Origin of the sequence: Aeromonas sp. 97A (assembly GCF_051919185.1) — a bacterium.
GTDB lineage: Bacteria > Pseudomonadota > Gammaproteobacteria > Enterobacterales > Aeromonadaceae > Aeromonas > Aeromonas veronii.
Genome location: NZ_JBQBFF010000001.1, coordinates 1,411,314 through 1,429,009 on the forward strand (window position 1 = coordinate 1,411,314; position 17,696 = coordinate 1,429,009).

Here is a 17,696-nt window from a genome sequence, read left to right on the forward strand (position 1 = left end):
GGTTAATCGATATACCTTGAGACCTACTCCCTGACAGGATCCATCCCATGAGCAATGTGACCGTTGCCGACATCGCCCGCCATCTGGGGGTGTCGACTGCCACCGTCTCCATGACCCTGCGCAACAAGGGGCGCATCTCCGAGCACACCCGCCAGCGGGTACTCAGGGCCATCGACGAGCTCGGCTATGTCTACAACCAGACCGCCGCCAACCTGCGCAACAAGAGCAGCAACCAGGTCGGTCTGTTGCTGCACGACATCACCAACCCCTTCTATGCGGAGATGACGGCGGGCCTGAGCCGGGAGATGGAGCATCACGATCTGATGCTGTTTCTGGCCAACAGCGAGGAGTCGGCCACCCGGCAGCAGCAGTTCACCGACTCGCTGCAGCGCAACAACGCCGCCGGCATGGTGATCTGCGCCACCCAGACTACTCCCCGCAGCTTCTTCGAGAGCCTGCAGCGCCGCCGCATGCCCACCATTCTGATCGTGCGGCCGGTGCCGGACGTGGCGATCGACTTCGTCGGTACCGACAACTTCCTGGGCTGCCAGCTGGCGACCGAACACCTGCTGAAGCTGGGCCACCGCCATATCGCCTTTGTCGGAGGCAACCCCGTCTCCATCAGTCGCTCTCAGCGCCTCGGCGGCTACATGAGCAAGTTGCTCGAACACGGCATCTCTCCAAGACCGGAGTGGATCATCGGCTGCGGCGCCAGCCGGGTGGAAGGCACCCGTGCCATCGCGGCGCTGCTGCAACAACATCCCGAGGTGACGGCGGCGGTCTGCTATCAGGACGTGGTGGCGCTCGGCGCCATTCTGGGGCTGCGCAAGCTGGGGCGAGTCATCGGTCAGGACTTTGCACTGGTGGGCTTTGACGATCTGCCGGAAACCGCGCTGGTGGATCCGCCCCTCACCACCGTCTCGGTGGCGTCGCGGGAGATCGGCCGAAAAGCTGGCGAGCTGCTGCTCGAGCGGATGGCCGGCAACGACGAACCGGCCAAGAGCATCATCCTGCCCCCCACCCTGGTGGTGCGCCAATCCTGCGGCAGCCCCTAGCGGGCCGCCGCACGCGCGGTTTCAAGTGGCTTGCCCAGCAGAAGTGACGATGCGGGGCGTGCCATCCTCCCCGGCCAGCACCCGCAGGCCAAAGCCGCGCGCTCCCAGCGCTTCGTAATCGTGACCGGCGACGGCGGGCCAGACCGCCAGCGCCGAGAGCTGCGTCGCGCCGGTGTTGATGAGTCGATGGGCCACATGGCCTGGGATATGGTGAACGCTGCCGGCAAAGACCTGCTCCAGCCGGCAGACACCGGCCATATCCTGCAGCAGCAACAACCCCTGCCCGCACAACCCGAAGTAATATTCCGCCTGCTCGGCCCGCGCATGGAGATGACCGCGGGTCATGAAGAACTCCTGGCCAACCCGGCCCGCCGCCAGATAGGTGACCCCCATGTTGAGATCCCCCTCGCCGCCATGGCCGGGCAGCATGGCGACCCGATAGAGCCGGGTATCAGGCAAAAGCGCCGCTTCGGCGTGCGGGTCGGCAAAAAGCCCCTGCAGGTCAGCCAGGGTGGTGCTCTTTTCCACCAGCTCGGCGCCGCCGAGTTTGCCGGTCGCAAAATCGAGAATGGGGGGGATCATGGGGGTCATCATCAGCTCCTGGGGATCGGGTTATCGGCAGGCGCAGCGGCGCCCTTCGGGGTTCCACGCTAGAGGGTTAATCCATTAACCACAAGCCAGGTTGCCCTACCCTCGTCACTTTTTTGGACAATAAATTGGGGCAATAAAAAAGCGGCCCAAAGGCCGCTCTCTTGTATGGCGTGTTGCTGGCTGGCGGCTTATGCCGTGGCCAGCTTGGCCTGCTCTTCACCGCGCTTGAGCATGGCGTAGGAGACACCGGTCAGCAGCGAGCCTGCCGCAATCGCCACGATATACATCATGACGTTGCTGATGGCGTGCGGGATGAACAGCACAAACAGACCGCCGTGGGGCGCCATCAGCTCGCAACCAAACAGCATGGAGAGCGCACCGGTCAGGGCGCCACCCACCATGCAGGCCGGGATGACCCGCATCGGATCCTTGGCGGCAAACGGAATGGCCCCCTCGGAGATGAAGCACAGACCCAGCACGAAGGAGGCCTTGCCCGCTTCCTGCTCCGCCTTGATGAACTTGGTGCGGGCCAGGAAGGTGGCGATCCCCATCCCCAGTGCCGGCACCATACCGGCGGCCATCACGGCAGCCATCGGGGCGTAAGTTTTGGAGGCCAGCAGGCCGACCCCGAAGGCGTAAGCCGCCTTGTTGACCGGGCCACCCATGTCGAAGCACATCATGGCGCCGATGATGACACCCAGCAGCACGGCGTTGGCGGATCCCATGTTGTTGAGGAAGGTGGTCATGGCATTCATGATGCCGGCCACCGGACCACCCACCACGTAGATCATCACCAGGCCGGTAAACAGGCTGGCAAACAGCGGAATGATCAGGATGGGCTTGAGCGCTTCCAGGGTCACCGGCAGGCGCACCTTGTCGCTCAGGTACTTGGCGCTGTAACCAGCCAGGAAACCGGCGACTATGCCGCCAAGGAAACCGGCGCCCAGCGAGCTTGCCAGCATGCCGCCGATCATGCCGGGAGCGAGACCCGGACGGTCAGCGATGGAGTAGGCAATGTAACCGGCCAGCACCGGGATCATCAGGGCAAAGGCGGAGCCGCCACCGATCTTCATCAGAGCCGCGGCCAGAGTGCCTTCCACCTTGAACGCTTCAATACCGAATACGAACGAGAGCGCGATGATGAGACCGCCCGCCACTACCATCGGCAGCATGAAGGAGACGCCGGTCAGCAGATGCTTGTAGGGGCCTGCCTTCTCCTCTTTCTTGGGCTGGCTGGCACCGCTGTGGCGATAGGTTTTCGCCTCACTCCACGCCTTGTCGAGCTCGGCGCGGGTTTTCTTCAGCGCAGCACCGGTGCTGGTGCGATAGACCGGCTTGCCATCGAAACGGGCCATGTCCACCTCGATATCGGTGGCGAGGAATACCAGATCGGCAGCGGCAATCTCCTCGACGGTCAGGGCATTCTGGGCACCGACCGAGCCTTGAGTCTCGACGCGGATCTGATAACCCAGCTGTTTGGCCATGGTCTCCAGCGCTTCTGCCGACATAAAGGTGTGGGCCACACCGGTCGGACAGGCGGTCACCGCCACAATGCGCTTGCCTGCGGCGGCCGGTTTGGCGGCAGCGGGCGCGGCTTGATGACGATAGACGCTGGCACCGCTGGTTGCGGCTTCCAGCAAGGCAGCCGGATCCTGCAGGGCGAGATCCATGCAGCCCTGATAGACTCGCTTGCCATCATAGGCGGCGAGATCCACCGGGGCACTGGCGACAACCAGCACCAGATCGGCGGCGGCAATCTGCTCCTTGCTCGGTACTTGGCGGGGCTGCACGCTGGAGCCGACGTCGAGGGTGAGTTCCCAGCCAGCCAGTTTGGCCTGCTGTTCTATCCGTTTTGCAGCGAGAAAGCTGGTGGCAATGCCCGCCGGGCAAGCCGTAACCAAGATTGCTTTCATTGGGCATCTCCTGAGTTTTCCATTGAGGGGGTATTGCACTGAACCGGTGCCAGCGCATCCAGACGCTCTACGCGCACCTGTTCAAGTAAAGGGTTGAGCACATTGATATCGTTAAAGCCGACCGCCACCTGACTGACCGCCAAGGCCGAGACGGCAGTGGCCAGCCGCAGGGTCTGCTCCGGCGCCCAGCCAAGGCTCAGACCATGGGCGAGACCGGCAACCAACGAGTCGCCAGCACCCACAGTGCTGACCACCTGCATCCGCGGCGGAATGGCCTGCCAGACGGCATCCGGGGCAAACCAGATGAGGCCATCGGCGCCGTTGGAGATCACCACGTTGGGGATCCCGCTTGCTTGAAGCGCGCGGGCACACTCGGCCTGCTCGCTCAGGGTCTTGATGGGGCGGCCTGCCCACTGGCTCAGCTCCTCCAGATTGGGTTTGACCAAGGTCGGCGCCGCCTTGATCCCTTCGCTTAAGGCTGCACCGCTGCAATCAAAGATCACCTGCTTGCTCTTGGCCTTGAGCAGGCGGATCAGATGGGCGCAGTAATCGGGGGCCACCCCTTTGGGCAGGCTGCCCGCCAGCACGAACCACTCCGCCTGCGATGCCAGCTCGTCGATGGCCTGTTCAAAGGCGCTCACTTCCCCTTCATGGATAGTGAGCCCCGGCAGGTTGAGATCGGTAACCCGACCGGACTGCTCGGAGATCTTGACGTTGATGCGGGTGCTGCCCGCCACGCGCACAAAGTGATCATCCAGCGCTCGCTCGGCAAACAGGGAGACAAAACTCTGTTCATTGTCAGCGCCCAGCCAGCCGGTCACACCCACTTCACGGCCCAAGTCCTTGAGCACCATGGCGACGTTGATCCCCTTGCCTGCGGCACGCAGGTTGGCCTCGCTCACCAGATTGACCTCGCCCAGGCTCATCTCTTCGAGACGGGTAGTGAGATCGAGGGCGGGGTTGAGGGTAATGGTGACAATCTTCATCAATGCGCCCCCTCGCCGAGACCAGCGGCAATCGCCTCACCGATCCCCTTGAGGGCGGCTTCGGCATCTGCCCCTTCGGCGCGAAACGCCAGACGATGCCCGCACTTGACCCCAAGGCCAATCACCTTCATCAGGCTCTTGGCGGAGACCGCTTCGCCGCTACCATCCAGATTGGCAACCCGGATGTCGGATTCAAACTCTTTGGCCACCTTGACCAGCATGGCGCCGGGACGGGCATGCAGGCCGTGGGGGTTGATGATGGTAAAGGTTTCGGAAAGACCGCTCGCAGGACCAGCTTGCAGCATGGCCAGAGCATCATTGCCCGCCAGCGTCGCCAGCTGACCGGCAGCCGCCAGTTTGGCCAGATTCTCCAGCTGCGGCAGATGGCCGCTATCTGCGGCACAGAGCAGCAGCATGGCGCTGACCGTTTGTTCCCCTGCCATAAGTGCGCTGCTCGGGGTGGCCAACACCCAGCCGGTCTGGGCCGCTTGTGCTCGAGCGAGCCAGACGCCCTCGCCCAGATAGGCGGGATCGCTTGCCAACAGGGCGCTCACCATGGCGGCATCGCCCCAGCCCGCCGATTTGGCGCGGGCGGCTGCTCCCAGCAGCAGTTGGTCGCGATCATCGGCCGGGAAGTCCGCCAGGGTCAGGTATTGCACCTCTTTGGCGGCAGTGGCGCCAGTCAGGATGTTGATGATGGTGTCGGCATCGGTGGCCTCTTTGAGCTGAGCTGCCGCCTGCTCGTCACCCAGCACATGGGTGAGCTGGCGCAAAATGCCCAGATGTTCGTCGGACTTGGCGGCGATGCCGATGGCGACGTAGGCGATCTGCCCCTCATCCCACTCGATACCATTGGGGAACTGGGCCACCATGACGCCTGTGCTCTTCACCAGATGACGGGTATCGGTGGTGCCGTGGGGAATGGCGATGCCGCTGCCAAGATAGGTGGCATGCTGCGCTTCGCGGGCCAGCATCCCATCCACATAGCCCGCTTCCACCAGACCGGCTTCGGTCAGTTTGCCTGCCAGCAGGGCAATGGCGTCCGACTTGGTCGCCACCGACTGTCCCAGCAAGATCTGCTCTCGCGCCAACTTCAACATAGAGACTCTCCATCAGGTTCCGGCCGCGCCGGTACGTCACAATTGAACATTCGGGTAACTCGCCAGCTGACAATAGACCCGAACACGGTTGACTGTGATCGGAGCCTGATTTTCAGGCCACTGGGTCTCTTCGTTGCTGACAGGCTGAATCGTTTCACTTACACTCAGACTGAATCGTTTCAGCGAATTGATCAAGTACCCACAAAGAGTGCTTTTCAATGATATGATCCCGCGCACACTTTTCGGTGCCCTCACCCGGCAGTGACCGTGGGCCTTGCAACTCAAACAGAGCCAATATGATGAAACTGGATGAAATCGCCGCCCTCGCCGGTGTCTCGCGCACCACGGCAAGCTATGTGATCAATGGCAAGGCCGACCAATACCGCATCAGCCAGGCCACCCGCGACAAGGTGATGGCCGTGGTCACCGCCCACAACTATCAGCCGGACAGCCGCGCCGCCTCCCTGCGCGGCGGCCAGACCAGGACCCTCGGCTTTATTCTGCCCGACCTTGAGAACGCCAGTTACGCCAAGCTGGCCAAACGGCTGGAACAGGGGGCTCGGGCGCAGGGCTATCAGCTGCTCATTGTCTGCTCGGAAGATGAGCCCGCCACAGAAAAAGAGCTGGCCCAGATGCTGGTGAGCCGCCATGTGGATGCCCTGTTGGTGGCCAGTTGCCTGCCACCGGACGACTCCTTCTACGGCAAATTGCAGGCGCAAGGCAGCCAGATCCTCGCCATCGACCGGGCGATGGCCGCCGACAAGTTCGTCACCGTCGCCAGTGAAAACGAGAAGGCGAGCTTTGATCTCACCAGCTCCCTGCTCACCCCGACCTTGCGCCATATCGCCTTGATCACCGCTCTGCCGGTACTCACGATCAGTCAGGAGCGCAAAGCCGGTTTCGAGCAGGCGGTCGCCAGTCATAGCGCGGCTCGCCACCTGTGTCAGGGGGATCACTTCTCCCGCCTTGAGGGGTATCGCCTGATCAAAGACCTGCACCAGCAGCTGGGCCAGTTGCCCGAAGCGCTGATCACCACCTCCTATATCCTGATGGAGGGGGTACTCGACTACCTGTTGGAGCAAGAAATCGACATGAGCCAGCTCGCCATGGCCACCTTCGGCGACGATCGTCTGCTCGACTTTCTCCCCTTTGGCATCAACTCTCTGCCCCAGCAGCACGATGCGCTGGCGAGCCAGGCGCTGGAGCTGGCGCTCAAGGCGGTGAACGGCGAATACCAGAGCGGGCTGCACTATGTGAGCCGCACCCTCAAGCGCCGCCGCTAACCTGCTCGAACCAGACCCGATTTGCTATCAATGGGTGGGTAAAGAAAGTAGATGACAATAAGGCTGCCAGGATTGGCAGCCTTATTGTTTTTCCCCACAACCCTACCCGCCCGCTTGGCTTTCTCTACCGTCTGCCCGACTAAACAACCGGCCTCCACACTCCTTTCACCCCGCAACTAAACGCCAACGCCACGACAAGGCACTCCCCCATCCGTGCTGCAACCACTTGGCTGACCTGTATCAATGAGCCCCTGCCAGTCATTTTTTCGGTGCTTTTTTCTGCAATTAGCTACCGCTGTCATCATTTATTTCCACTTATTGCCACAAGCCAGCACAGGATCCGTATAAAAGGTGTTGTTTCCGCTATTTTGATCCGCTAACGTGGCAACCATCTTTTACAACTGACAGGTTTTAGGTACAGATGTTCCCGTTCCGATATTGCTAGCCTCCGGCCCTATCACCGGAGGCACCTTCTGATAACGCCAATTAGCTCCCTCTTGTTGACGTCAATGCTGACATCGCCTGTTTGCACTGACACCGCTACGTTCGGATGGATAACATGAATACCAAAACCCTGGGTTGTACCCTGTTGATTGCCGGCACCACCATAGGCGCCGGCATGCTGGCCCTGCCGCTGGCCTCCTCCTCCCTCGGCGGCCCCGCCACCCTGATGTTGATGGTCGGCCTCTGGGCCCTGATGGCCTTCACCGCCATGCTGCAAGTAGAGGCAAGCCTCAACACCGGCAAATGGTACCTGCACCAGCTGGCGGATCATTTGCTCGGCCCCTGGGGCAAGCGCATCGCCTCCTTCTGTATCCTGATGCTGTTCTACTCGCTGGCCTCCGCCTACATCAGCGGCGGCAGCAGCCTGCTGGCACAGGCGCTGGCCGATGCGGGCATGACCCTCAGCCAGGAGCAGGCCGCCTGGGCCTTTACCCTGCTGTTTGGCGGCATGGTCTGTGTCGGCACCCGCTCGGTGGATTACCTCAACCGGCTGATGTTCACCGTCAAACTGGTGATCATGGTGGTGGTGCTGGCGTTGCTGCTGCCCCGCACTGAAGGGCAGCATCTGCTCTCGATGCCGCTGGGTCAGGGCCTGTTGCTGGCGGGCCTGCCGGTCATCTTCACCTCGTTCGGCTTTCACGGCTCCATTCCGAGTGTGATGCTCTACCTTGGTGACTGCCCCAAGCAGTTGCGCCGGGTCTTTGTCTGGGGCTCAGCCCTGCCGCTGATCCTCTATGTGCTGTGGCAGGTGGCGATCCTCGGTCTGCTCGGCCAGCAAGCCCTGCTGCAAACCGGTGGTGCGCTGGACAGCCTGCTGGCCAACGTCGGCAAGCTGGTGAGCTGGCCTGCGTTTAATCAGGCGATGCACCTGTTTGCCGATCTGGCGCTCGCCACCTCCTTCCTCGGGGTGACGCTGGGGCTGTTCGACTTTATGGCCAAGGTGACCCGCCGCAAGGACAACTGGCAGGGCCGCACCCAGACCGGCCTTATCACCTTTGTGCCGCCATTGCTGTTTGCCCTCTACTTCCCGCAGGGCTTTATCATGGCCCTCGGATACGCTGCCATTGCGCTGGCGATCCTCGCGGTACTGCTGCCGGTAGCGCTGGTGTGGCAGAGCCGCAAACAGGCGCCGGCCCACCACTACCGTGCCCCGGGTGGCGTAGTGGCGCTGGGTCTTGCCGCCGCCATGGGGGTGCTGATTGTCGGTGTACAGATCAGCGTCAGCCTTGGAATGCTGCCAGCGCTGTAATCCCCGATACTAAACGCCCCAAATAGCCAAGCCCCGCCAATTAACTTGACGGGGCTTTTTGTTGGAAAAGAAATCAAGTGGATACAGGCATCAGCCATTAATTAAGACAGCGCCCCTTACCAAACAAACACCCAAACCTTCAGCTATATACCGACCTTTTTACTACCCAACCCTGAATAATCAGTTCAAAAACCGTTCATGCCCCTTCGCTACACTACCCGCTCGTTTATCGCTATCAGGAGTTTGAAAACAATGATGTTGCACCTCAAGAAGAGCACCCTTGCCCTCGTCCTGCTTGCCGCCAGCGGCGCACTCAGCGCAGCCGAAATCGCCAACAACAATATTACCGAGGCGGAGATCAAGGCCGCGCAGGATGGTTGGGGCGCGGCGCTTATCAAGATCAGCGATGACTATCGCGCCGGTGGGATTGAGCGCGCCAAGGCGACCGCCGAGTCGGTGCTCGACAGCGCTTATGGCTACCAGCAGGGGCCGGTGCTGTTCAAGCCGACCCTTGCCGGTGGCGAGCAGACCTTTCGCACCAACCGCGAGGGGGCGCTGGCCTACTTTGTCGGCAACAACAGCGCCTACCCCACCGACAAAGGGTTCGCCCTGAAAAACTGGCAGAGCTATCGCTATGACAATGCCGCCGTCTATATCAACGGCGACATGGCGCTGACCATGGGCAAGGTGCATCTGGTAGATCGCGACAACAAGGAGACCACGGTAGACAAGACCTGGGGTTTCAAGAAGGGGGATGATGGCAAGGTGCGTATCGTGCTACACCACTCCTCCCTCCCTTACAAGGGGTAATGACGGGGCGCAGCCCACCATCAACACGGTCAAAATACAGCCCTGCCACCTCGGCAGGGCTGTTTGTTTTGCGCCTGCGCTTGGCCGATGGCGAGTGAGTGGATGACGGTCGTGCTAAGGCAGTTTGCTGCTACCCTCAAGGCAAGCCATTGAGATGCCGAGCAATATCGCGTCTCTGAACACCAACCACTCGATATCATCACACAAGGAGCCAGATACCATGACCATACTGCCTGTTTACGCGGCCCTGCTCGCGCTGCTTTTTGTGTTGCTGAGCATTCGAACCATTCGCACCCGCCATAGCCGCAAGGTGGCGCTGGGGCATGGGGATGACCCCGCCATGCTGCGGGCCATGCGGGTACACGCCAACTTTGCCGAGTATGTCCCCCTCGCCCTGCTGCTGATCTATTTCGTCGAAACCGGCAGCCATACCCCCTGGCTTATCCATCTGCTGGGGAGCGCCTTGCTGCTTGGCCGCCTCTGCCATGCATTTGGCATGAGCCGCACGCCGGAGAACTTCCGTTATCGGGTGGCGGGAATGGGGCTGACCTTCACGGTGATCCTGGTGAGCGCGGCCCATATCCTGATCACGGCGCTGCTCCCCTGACCCGGCCGTCACGAATAGCTGGCGAAGCGGTCTGGCAGCCATCCCTATCGACTATTCTTCACTGCACAGATAGTCGCAACAGTGCTGCTTAAACAAGCCCGATTCAGGAGTGCGATATGAAGTGGATTGGCTGGTTACTGCTTGTCGGGCTGACTCACGTTGCCCATGCAACCCCGCTAAAGCTGGCGGCAGCGGTCGAACACACTGCGATATTGCGCCCTTTTATTCATGACTGGTTTGGCCGGGCCGGCATCGACTTTCAGTTGATCCCCTGCACCTATGCCCGCTGCGAAAAGTTGATTGAGGCAGACCATGCCGTCGATGGCGATATGGCCCGGATCAAGGGCTTTGATCAGACCTATCCCCACTTGCTGCAGATCGGTGCCCCCATCTCGGAGGCGGCGATTTATGGCCAGCCAAGGGATAACCCGAGCTGGCCCCCTGCCAAGGATACCGTGATTGGCTGCCTGCGTGGCATCCAGTGGTGCGAGCGCTTCCTCGGCAACTATCAGGTCATCTGGTTGAACGATGAGAAGCAGGGGCTTGCCCAACTGCATCGAGGCAAAGTGGATTGGCTCATCAAGATGCGCCCCGCCTCTCAACCTGCACTGGCGTCCCCCTGGCAGAAGATCACCAAAGAACAGGTCTTTCTCTACCTCGATAAAAAGCACCGCGCGGAAATTGCGGCCCTGCTCAAGGTACAGCTGGCGTTTATCAATAACGGCCGCTGGCTGGCGATGCAAAAGCAGTACCTCTCCGCCATCTAGCGTTGATCTCGCTGCACCACACCGGGCCGATTACATGGCTGAAAAAACAAAAAGCCCTGCCAGATTGGCAGGGCTTTTCAGTCAACCGCATAGCTGGGGAGTCAAGCTCCCGAGCCGCTTACTGGTTGTGGGTAGAGCGACGTGGACGACGGGCCTGAGCCGGTTTGCCGGCACCATCAGCCGGACGCTGGCCGCCCTGGGGCTTGGGCTTGCCACCGTTGCCGGAGCGGTTACCGCCGCCATTGCCACCGTTGGCAGAGCGACCGGCGCCCTGACGCTGGCCTTGACCTTGCGGGCGCTGCGCTCGGCGCTGCTCGCTCGGATCGCGCGGCTCTTTGCGAAGCGGCGCGCCGATGCCACGGGCGATGTTGTCCAGGGTCTCGCGGGAGGCTTCAAAACCAGCCACCTGCTCGCACGGAATGTTCTGCTTGGTCAGTCGCTCGATGGCCTTGATGAGCTTGCCTTCATCGGCCGCGACCAGGGAGATGGCGTGACCGGCAGCGCCAGCACGGCCGGTACGACCGATACGGTGCACGTAGTCTTCCGCCACATTCGGCAGCTCGAAGTTGACTACCTGCGGCAGCTTGTCGATGTCCAGACCACGGGCGGCGATGTCGGTCGCCACCAGCACCTTGACGCTGCCATCCTTGAAACCAGCCAGGGCGCGGGTACGGGCCCCCTGGCTCTTGTTGCCGTGGATGGCGGCGGCGCTGACGCCGTTCTTGTCGAGGGTCTCGGCAACACGGTTGGCCATGTGCTTGGTACGGGTGAACACCAGTACCTGCTGCCAGTTGTTGCTGGTGACCAGATGACTCAGCAACGCGATCTTGTTGGCCTTGTCGCACGGATGCACCAGCTGCTCGATACGCTCGGCAGTGCTGTTGCGCGGGGCGACTTCAATGACAGCCGGGTTATCCAGCAGACCAGTGGCCAGTTCGCGGATCTCGTCGGCGAAGGTGGCGGAGAAGAGCAGGTTCTGACGCTTTTTCGGCATCAGGGCCAGGATGCGGCGGATGTCGCGAATAAAGCCCATGTCGAGCATGCGATCCGCTTCGTCCAGTACCAGGATCTCCACCTCGTCGAACTTGACGGCGTTCTGGTTGTAAAGATCCATCAGGCGGCCGGGACAGGCCACCAGCACGTCCAGACCACGGCGAGTCGCCATCATCTGCGGATTGATGCTGACGCCGCCGAACACCACGTGGCTGCGTATCGGCAGGTGTTTGCCGTAGTTACGCACGCTCTCGCCCACCTGGGCGGCCAGCTCGCGAGTCGGGGTCAGCACCAGCGCACGAATGCGGTTCGGAGAAACCTTGCGCTTGCTCTCCATCAGACGTTGCAGCATCGGCAGGGTAAAGCCTGCGGTCTTGCCGGTCCCTGTTTGGGCCGCCGCCATCAGATCGCGGCCAGCCAGAACGGCGGGGATCGCTTGCTGCTGAATGGGAGACGGGGTGTCGTAGCCTTGTTCGGCAACGGCACGCAACAAGGGTTCGGCCAGACCGAGGGAAGTAAAACTCATAATTACCTGCTAGAGATAGGGGCGCCGGGGATTTGTGGTGGGGCTCCTCTGCTGAGCCGATGCCATCTCACAAGATCTGGGCCTATTGAGAAAACAACGATTTCCCCGGGGAGCAGAGCAAAGGGGAAAAAATAGAGGCGCAGTCTAACGGAGTTGCCCGGGATAAACGAGAAAAATGTGATGCTCCTCCCAGCACGAACAGAAAATCCCCCTCCTGCCCCCCGAATAATCCCGTTGATTGATGTAGCACGCACCACACTATTAACTGGCAACACAATATCAGCCCTCGCAGGCATGGCTCGCAGGGCAAAAGCACGGGATAAAAGAACACAATAACGAGGTTTAGCTATGACCACGTCATATCGTCCCCGCGGCAGCTGGCAGGCAAGGATTGGCCTGCTGCTTCTGCTGCTAAGCCCTGCGCTGCAGGCCAGTCAGACCCTGACCGTGGCCTGGAGTCACTGGCCCCCCTTCAGCCAAATCAACAACCGGGGTGAGCTGGATGGGCTGGATGTCAGCCTGACCCGCCAGATCCTTACCCAGGCGGGCTTTGCCCCCAAGTTTCGCGAACTTCCCTGGGCGCGGGCACTGCATCTGGTAGAACACGATCAGCTGGATGTGGCAATGGCCGCCCTCCCTCTGCCGGAGCGCCAGAGCTATGCCCGCTTCTCGACCCCCTACCGCCAGAGTGCCTATGTGCTGCTGAGCAATGACCCTATTCCCGGCCATCAGGATCGCTGGGCGCAGCTCGATAATCTGCCCGCGTTGTGCAACGAGAAAGGGCTCAAGATAGGCAAGTTGCGCGGCACCCGCCCCATGCATCAGATGGATAGCTGCACGGCGCTTAAAATGGCGACCGAATACAACGCCGATGAGCGGATGATCGATCTGCTGCTGGCTCGCCGCCTCGATGGCATCATCATGGAGTGGCAATATGCCCGCTACCGGCTGGCCCAACTGGGGGCCGAAGAGTTTATCAGCTGCCAGCTGTTGCTACACCACCAGCCGGTCAGCCTGATGTTTGCCAAAAACAGCGTGAACGAAGAACAGCTCCTCAAAGTCAACGAGGCCATTCATGCCTTGCCCAAACCCCACAACAAGTTCTCGCCCCCCAGGTGTCGCCTCAATGCCGATCCGGGCGCCGCGGATCTGCTGACCCGCACCCTCCGCAAGCAATGATGGGATAAGCCGCCACCTGAAATAGCAAAGGCGACCCGAAGGTCGCCTTTTTGGTATTGTCGAACTTGTTCCCCAAACAGGGAGCGGTCAGTCGATGAACAGCAACAGCGATCAGCGCAGCTGCGGGGTATGGGTCAACACCCCCTGGTTCTGGGCGCGATGGCGCAGCAGGTGATCCATCAACACCAGCGCCAGCATGGCTTCGGCGATGGGCACGGCGCGAATGCCGACACAAGGATCGTGACGACCCTTGGTGATCATCTCGATTGCCTCGCCTTCGGTATTGATGGTCTTGCCTGGCACCGTGATGCTGGAGGTGGGCTTGAGCGCCATGCTCACCACGATATCCTGACCTGACGATATACCGCCCAGAATGCCGCCCGCATGGTTGCTGGCAAAGCCCGCCGGGGTCATCTCGTCGCGATGCTCGGAGCCTTTTTGCTCCACTACCGCAAAGCCGTCGCCGATCTCCACCCCTTTCACCGCATTGATGCCCATCATGGCATGGGCAATGTCGGCGTCGAGACGATCAAACACCGGCTCACCCAGGCCCACCGGCACATTGCGCGCAATGACCTGCACCTTGGCACCGATACTGTTGCCCTCTTTTTTCAGGTCACGCATGTATTGATCGAGCGCTTCCAGCTTGCCCGCATCGGGGAAGAAGAAGGGATTCTGCTCAATCTGCACCGCGTCAAACGCCTCAGCCTTGATGGGGCCGAGCTGGGAGAGAAAACCGGTGATCTCGATGCCATGCACCTGTTTGAGGTACTTCTTGGCAATCGCCCCCGCCGCTACCCGCATCGCGGTCTCGCGTGCCGAGGAGCGACCACCGCCGCGATAGTCCCGCTGACCATACTTCTGGTGGTAGGTGTAGTCAGCGTGACCCGGCCGGAACAGATCCTTGATGTCGGAGTAATCCTTGGAGCGCTGATCGGTATTCTCGATGAGCAGCCCGATGGAGGTGCCGGTGGTCTTGCCCTCGAACACACCGGAGAGGATCTTCACCTCGTCCGGCTCGCGGCGCGGCGTGGTGTAGCGGGAAGTGCCCGGCTTGCGCCGATCCAGATCCCCCTGCAGATCCGCCTCGCTGATCTCGAGCCCTGGCGGGCAGCCATCAACCACGGCGCCCAGCGCCAGGCCGTGGCTCTCGCCAAAGGTGGTGACCCGAAAGAGTTGACCAAAACTGTTCCCTGCCATGCGCGCTCCTGCTTAGTTCTTGTAGATGGCGAAATGATCCTGATACTGCACCAGCTCGTCACGGGTCATCACAAAGACGCCGTGACCGCCGTTTTCGAATTCAACCCAGGTAAAGGGGATCTCGGGGAACTGGGCTTCCAGATGGATCATGCTGTTGCCCACTTCGACCACCAGGACGCCGTTATCCTTGAGGAAATCTGCCGCATGAGCCAGCAGACGCTTGGTCAGCTTGAGACCATCGGAGCCGGACGCCAGCGCCAGCTCGGGCTCGTGACGGAACTCGTCCGGCAGATCCGACATATCTTCGGAGTCCACATAGGGCGGGTTGGAGACGATGAGATCGTACTTGTCGCCCGCTGGCAGATCGCGGAACAGATCGGAGCGGATCGGAATGACCTGCTGCTCCAGCCCGTGATCGTTGATGTTGCGCTCGGCCACGTTCAGCGCATCGATACTGATGTCGATGGCATCCACTTCCGCTTCCGGGAACTCGTGGGCCATGATGATGGCGATACAGCCGGAGCCGGTGCAGAGATCCATGATCCGGGTCGGTTCATGTTTGAGGAAGGGCGCGAAACGGTTGGCCACCATCTCCGCAATGGGTGAACGGGGAATGAGCACCCGCTCGTCCACGTAGAACTCCCAACCGGCATACCAGGCCTTGTTGGTCAGGTAGGCGGCCGGTACCCGCTCCTGTACGCGGCGGATAATCAGCTCGGCGATACGGTGACGCTCGCTGCTGGTGAGACGGGAGTGGCGCATGGCCGGGTCTACATCCGGTGGCAGATGTAACGCGGGCAGTACCAGCTGCACAGCTTCATCCCAGGCGTTGTCGGTTCCATGACCGTAAAAAATCCCGGCGTCGTTGAAACGACTCATGGCCCAACGCAACATGTCCTGGATGGTGTGCATCTCGGCAACCACCTCATCGATAAATATCTTGTCCAAATCCACCTCCAAGTCGAGTAATATCCGGCCCGAGCCCCGTTTACGTTGCGGGCAAGACGCATACCTAATACATGAGCATCTGATGAAAAAAACGCCCTCACCGACAGACGAGGAAACCCTGCTGTTCCGCGATGCGATAAAAGGTACCCGGAAAATCAAGCAAGATACCATAAGGGCCGAGTTACGCCCGGTCAAGCAGAAACGCGAAATGCGCGAAACCCGCGAAAAGCTTGGGGTTGACCACTATTTCAGCGATGAGTATCAGCCCCATCTCGACGATGATGGGCCGACCCGTTACGTGCGGGAAGATGTGTCAAAATTTGAGCTGAAAAAGCTCAAGCGGGGCATTTATCCGCCGGAGATCTACCTGGATCTGCACGGCATGAACCAGCAGCAGGCAAAACAGGAGCTGGCCGCCCTGCTCACCCTCTGCCAGAAAGAGAACATTCACGTCGCCTCGGTGATGCACGGCATCGGCAAACATATTCTCAAGCAGCGCATTCCCAGCTGGCTGGCCCAGCACCCCAATGTGCGCGCCTTCCATCAGGCCCCCCGCGAATGGGGTGGCGACAGCGCCATTCTGGTGTTGCTGGACATCGAAGAGTAGTTAGCCAAACGACCACACTATACTGAATATCAATATGTTATTCGCCGTGGAGGTCGCATGTTTACACAGGGTTCCCATGCCGACATAAAGTCATCTCTCGACGCCATCGGCGCTGCCGTGGCGGTGTTCAGCCTCGACAAGGATGATCACTTTGTGCTGGTCTCTGCCAACGATACTTTTGCCAAGGCGTTCGAGCTGGATGTCCTTGGCAGCATTGGCAAACAGCTGAGCGAGATGTTTCCCCGCTACATCACCAATACCATCGAGCCGCCAATGCACGAATGTGTGCGCATGCAGACCGGGCTCGAGAGCGAGCTGCCCATCGACAGCCTCTCGCGCACCAGTTGGTGGCGCTTTATTCTCTCCCCCATCATCCCCGAGCAGGCACGGATCAACCGGATCATTGTCACCGCCATCGATATCACTGCCAAAAAGCAGCTGGAAGAGGCGCTCACCACCAGTCGCCGTCGCTTCGAAGCAGTGGTCAACTCGGCCTATGACGGCATCATCAGTGTCAGCAGCGAGTCACGCATCGAGCTTATCAACACCGCCGCCTGTGAGATGTTCGGCATCGACGAGAGTTATCTCGGCAAGCGGCTGGAAACCCTGCTTCCCCAGCGTTTTCGCGCCAATCACGAGACCTATTTCAAAGCCTTCAGCAGCTCCCCCATCAATTCGCGCCCGATGCACGCCCGCGCCTCGGTGATGGGTCTGCGCCGAGACGGCAGCGAATTTCCGCTGGAGGTGACCATCGCCAAGATCAATCTGGGACCGACCACCGAGATGACCGCCATCTTGCGGGATATCTCGGAGCGAGCCCGACTGGTGGAGGAGTTGAAGGTCGCCGCTACCACGGATCCCCTGACCGGCATTGCCAACCGGCGCCGCTTCAACGAGCTGGTCAACGCCGAGATGCAACGCTGCCAGCGTTTCGGCCATACCATGAGCCTGCTGCTGATCGATATCGACCACTTCAAGGAAGTCAACGATACCTTTGGCCATCAACAGGGAGATCTGGCGATCCTGAGTCTGGTGAAACGGATCAGCAAACAGCTGCGGGAGGTGGACATGCTGGGTCGCTGGGGTGGCGAAGAGTTTATCGTGCTGCTCCCGGAAACCTCCCTCGAGCTCGCCTGGGCCAGCGCCGAGCGGATCAGGCTCGCCATCGAATCCCAGCACCATGCACTGGATGGGGCTCTTGAGATCTCCCTCACCATCAGTATCGGGATCAGCGCCAGCAAGGGCAGCCATGACACTGTAGAGAAGATGGTTAGACGAGCCGACACCGCCCTCTATCTGGCCAAAAAGCAGGGGCGCAACTGCTGCCGCAAAGAGGAGCAGGAGCCGACTTAAGGACGCACGCCCCTGCCCTCTGATG

At 60.7% G+C, this 17,696-nt stretch carries 16 protein-coding genes; 9 read left to right on the top strand and 7 right to left on the bottom strand.

The window, feature by feature from the left end; translation table 11 throughout:
- Positions 1-47 precede the first annotated feature (47 nt).
- A complete protein-coding gene (locus ACTG27_RS06410; RefSeq protein WP_368151050.1) occupies positions 48-1,055 on the top strand; it encodes a LacI family DNA-binding transcriptional regulator in 1,008 nt (335 codons plus the stop codon).
- Between the two features lie 21 nt (positions 1,056-1,076).
- Here the strand turns inward: ACTG27_RS06410 and ACTG27_RS06415 are convergent, their stop codons facing one another.
- From ACTG27_RS06415 to fruB, 4 genes are all read right to left on the bottom strand, one after another.
- Positions 1,077-1,649 (bottom strand): glucose-6-phosphate isomerase family protein, encoded by a 573-nt coding sequence (locus ACTG27_RS06415; RefSeq protein WP_439979326.1) that lies wholly within the window; start codon positions 1,647-1,649, stop codon positions 1,077-1,079.
- A 185-nt stretch (positions 1,650-1,834) separates the two neighbouring features.
- Entirely contained in the window at positions 1,835-3,559 is a 1,725-nt protein-coding gene (gene fruA, locus ACTG27_RS06420; protein ID WP_439979327.1) for a PTS fructose transporter subunit IIBC, read from the bottom strand.
- Complete coding sequence (gene pfkB, locus ACTG27_RS06425) at positions 3,556-4,545, bottom strand: 1-phosphofructokinase (RefSeq protein ID WP_439979328.1); 990 nt, start codon at positions 4,543-4,545, stop codon at positions 3,556-3,558. Before pfkB ends, fruA begins: the two co-directional genes overlap by 4 nt.
- On the bottom strand, positions 4,545-5,645 hold the full coding sequence (fruB, locus tag ACTG27_RS06430) for a fused PTS fructose transporter subunit IIA/HPr protein (protein ID WP_439979329.1): 1,101 nt from the start codon (positions 5,643-5,645) through the stop codon (positions 4,545-4,547). Before fruB ends, pfkB begins: the two co-directional genes overlap by 1 nt.
- 296 nt (positions 5,646-5,941) lie before the next feature.
- Between fruB and cra the strand changes: the two genes are divergently transcribed.
- The 5 genes from cra (at position 5,942) to ACTG27_RS06455 (ending at position 10,865) form a co-directional block, all read left to right on the top strand.
- The gene (gene cra, locus ACTG27_RS06435; RefSeq protein WP_439979330.1) at positions 5,942-6,928 is read left to right on the top strand and encodes a catabolite repressor/activator; all 987 of its coding nucleotides are present in this window, start codon (positions 5,942-5,944) and stop codon (positions 6,926-6,928) included.
- Positions 6,929-7,487: 559 nt separating this feature from the next.
- Positions 7,488-8,681, top strand: a complete 1,194-nt coding sequence (locus tag ACTG27_RS06440) for an aromatic amino acid transport family protein (RefSeq protein ID WP_100653785.1) — start codon at positions 7,488-7,490, stop codon at positions 8,679-8,681.
- Positions 8,682-8,933: 252 nt separating this feature from the next.
- Positions 8,934-9,491, top strand: a complete 558-nt coding sequence (locus ACTG27_RS06445) for a hypothetical protein (protein WP_439979331.1) — start codon at positions 8,934-8,936, stop codon at positions 9,489-9,491.
- Between the two features lie 220 nt (positions 9,492-9,711).
- On the top strand, positions 9,712-10,098 hold the full coding sequence (locus ACTG27_RS06450) for an MAPEG family protein (RefSeq protein ID WP_127005567.1): 387 nt from the start codon (positions 9,712-9,714) through the stop codon (positions 10,096-10,098).
- A 116-nt stretch (positions 10,099-10,214) separates the two neighbouring features.
- Positions 10,215-10,865 carry a hypothetical protein gene (locus ACTG27_RS06455; protein ID WP_439979332.1) on the top strand — a complete coding sequence of 217 codons (651 nt, stop codon included), beginning with the start codon at positions 10,215-10,217 and terminating at the stop codon, positions 10,863-10,865.
- A gap of 118 nt (positions 10,866-10,983) precedes the next feature.
- Here ACTG27_RS06455 and ACTG27_RS06460 read toward each other — a convergent pair whose 3' ends face one another.
- Positions 10,984-12,384, bottom strand: a complete 1,401-nt coding sequence (locus tag ACTG27_RS06460) for a DEAD/DEAH box helicase (protein WP_439979333.1) — start codon at positions 12,382-12,384, stop codon at positions 10,984-10,986.
- Between the two features lie 348 nt (positions 12,385-12,732).
- On the opposite strand from ACTG27_RS06460, the gene ACTG27_RS06465 reads away from it, so the two are divergent.
- Positions 12,733-13,563, top strand: coding sequence for a substrate-binding periplasmic protein (locus ACTG27_RS06465; RefSeq protein ID WP_439979334.1), 831 nt, complete (start codon positions 12,733-12,735; stop codon positions 13,561-13,563).
- Between the two features lie 111 nt (positions 13,564-13,674).
- Here ACTG27_RS06465 and aroC read toward each other — a convergent pair whose 3' ends face one another.
- Together aroC and prmB are read right to left on the bottom strand one after the other, a co-directional pair.
- Complete coding sequence (gene aroC, locus ACTG27_RS06470) at positions 13,675-14,763, bottom strand: chorismate synthase (protein ID WP_201914756.1); 1,089 nt, start codon at positions 14,761-14,763, stop codon at positions 13,675-13,677.
- Positions 14,764-14,775: 12 nt separating this feature from the next.
- Positions 14,776-15,711: a 50S ribosomal protein L3 N(5)-glutamine methyltransferase gene (gene prmB, locus ACTG27_RS06475; RefSeq protein ID WP_005360393.1), complete on the bottom strand. Its 936-nt coding sequence runs from the start codon at positions 15,709-15,711 to the stop codon at positions 14,776-14,778.
- 82 nt (positions 15,712-15,793) lie between these two features.
- Between prmB and smrB the strand changes: the two genes are divergently transcribed.
- The gene (smrB, locus tag ACTG27_RS06480) at positions 15,794-16,318 is read left to right on the top strand and encodes an endonuclease SmrB (RefSeq protein ID WP_021230158.1); all 525 of its coding nucleotides are present in this window, start codon (positions 15,794-15,796) and stop codon (positions 16,316-16,318) included.
- 57 nt (positions 16,319-16,375) lie between these two features.
- Complete coding sequence (locus ACTG27_RS06485) at positions 16,376-17,671, top strand: sensor domain-containing diguanylate cyclase (RefSeq protein ID WP_179903928.1); 1,296 nt, start codon at positions 16,376-16,378, stop codon at positions 17,669-17,671.
- The last annotated feature ends 25 nt before the right edge of the window (positions 17,672-17,696 follow it).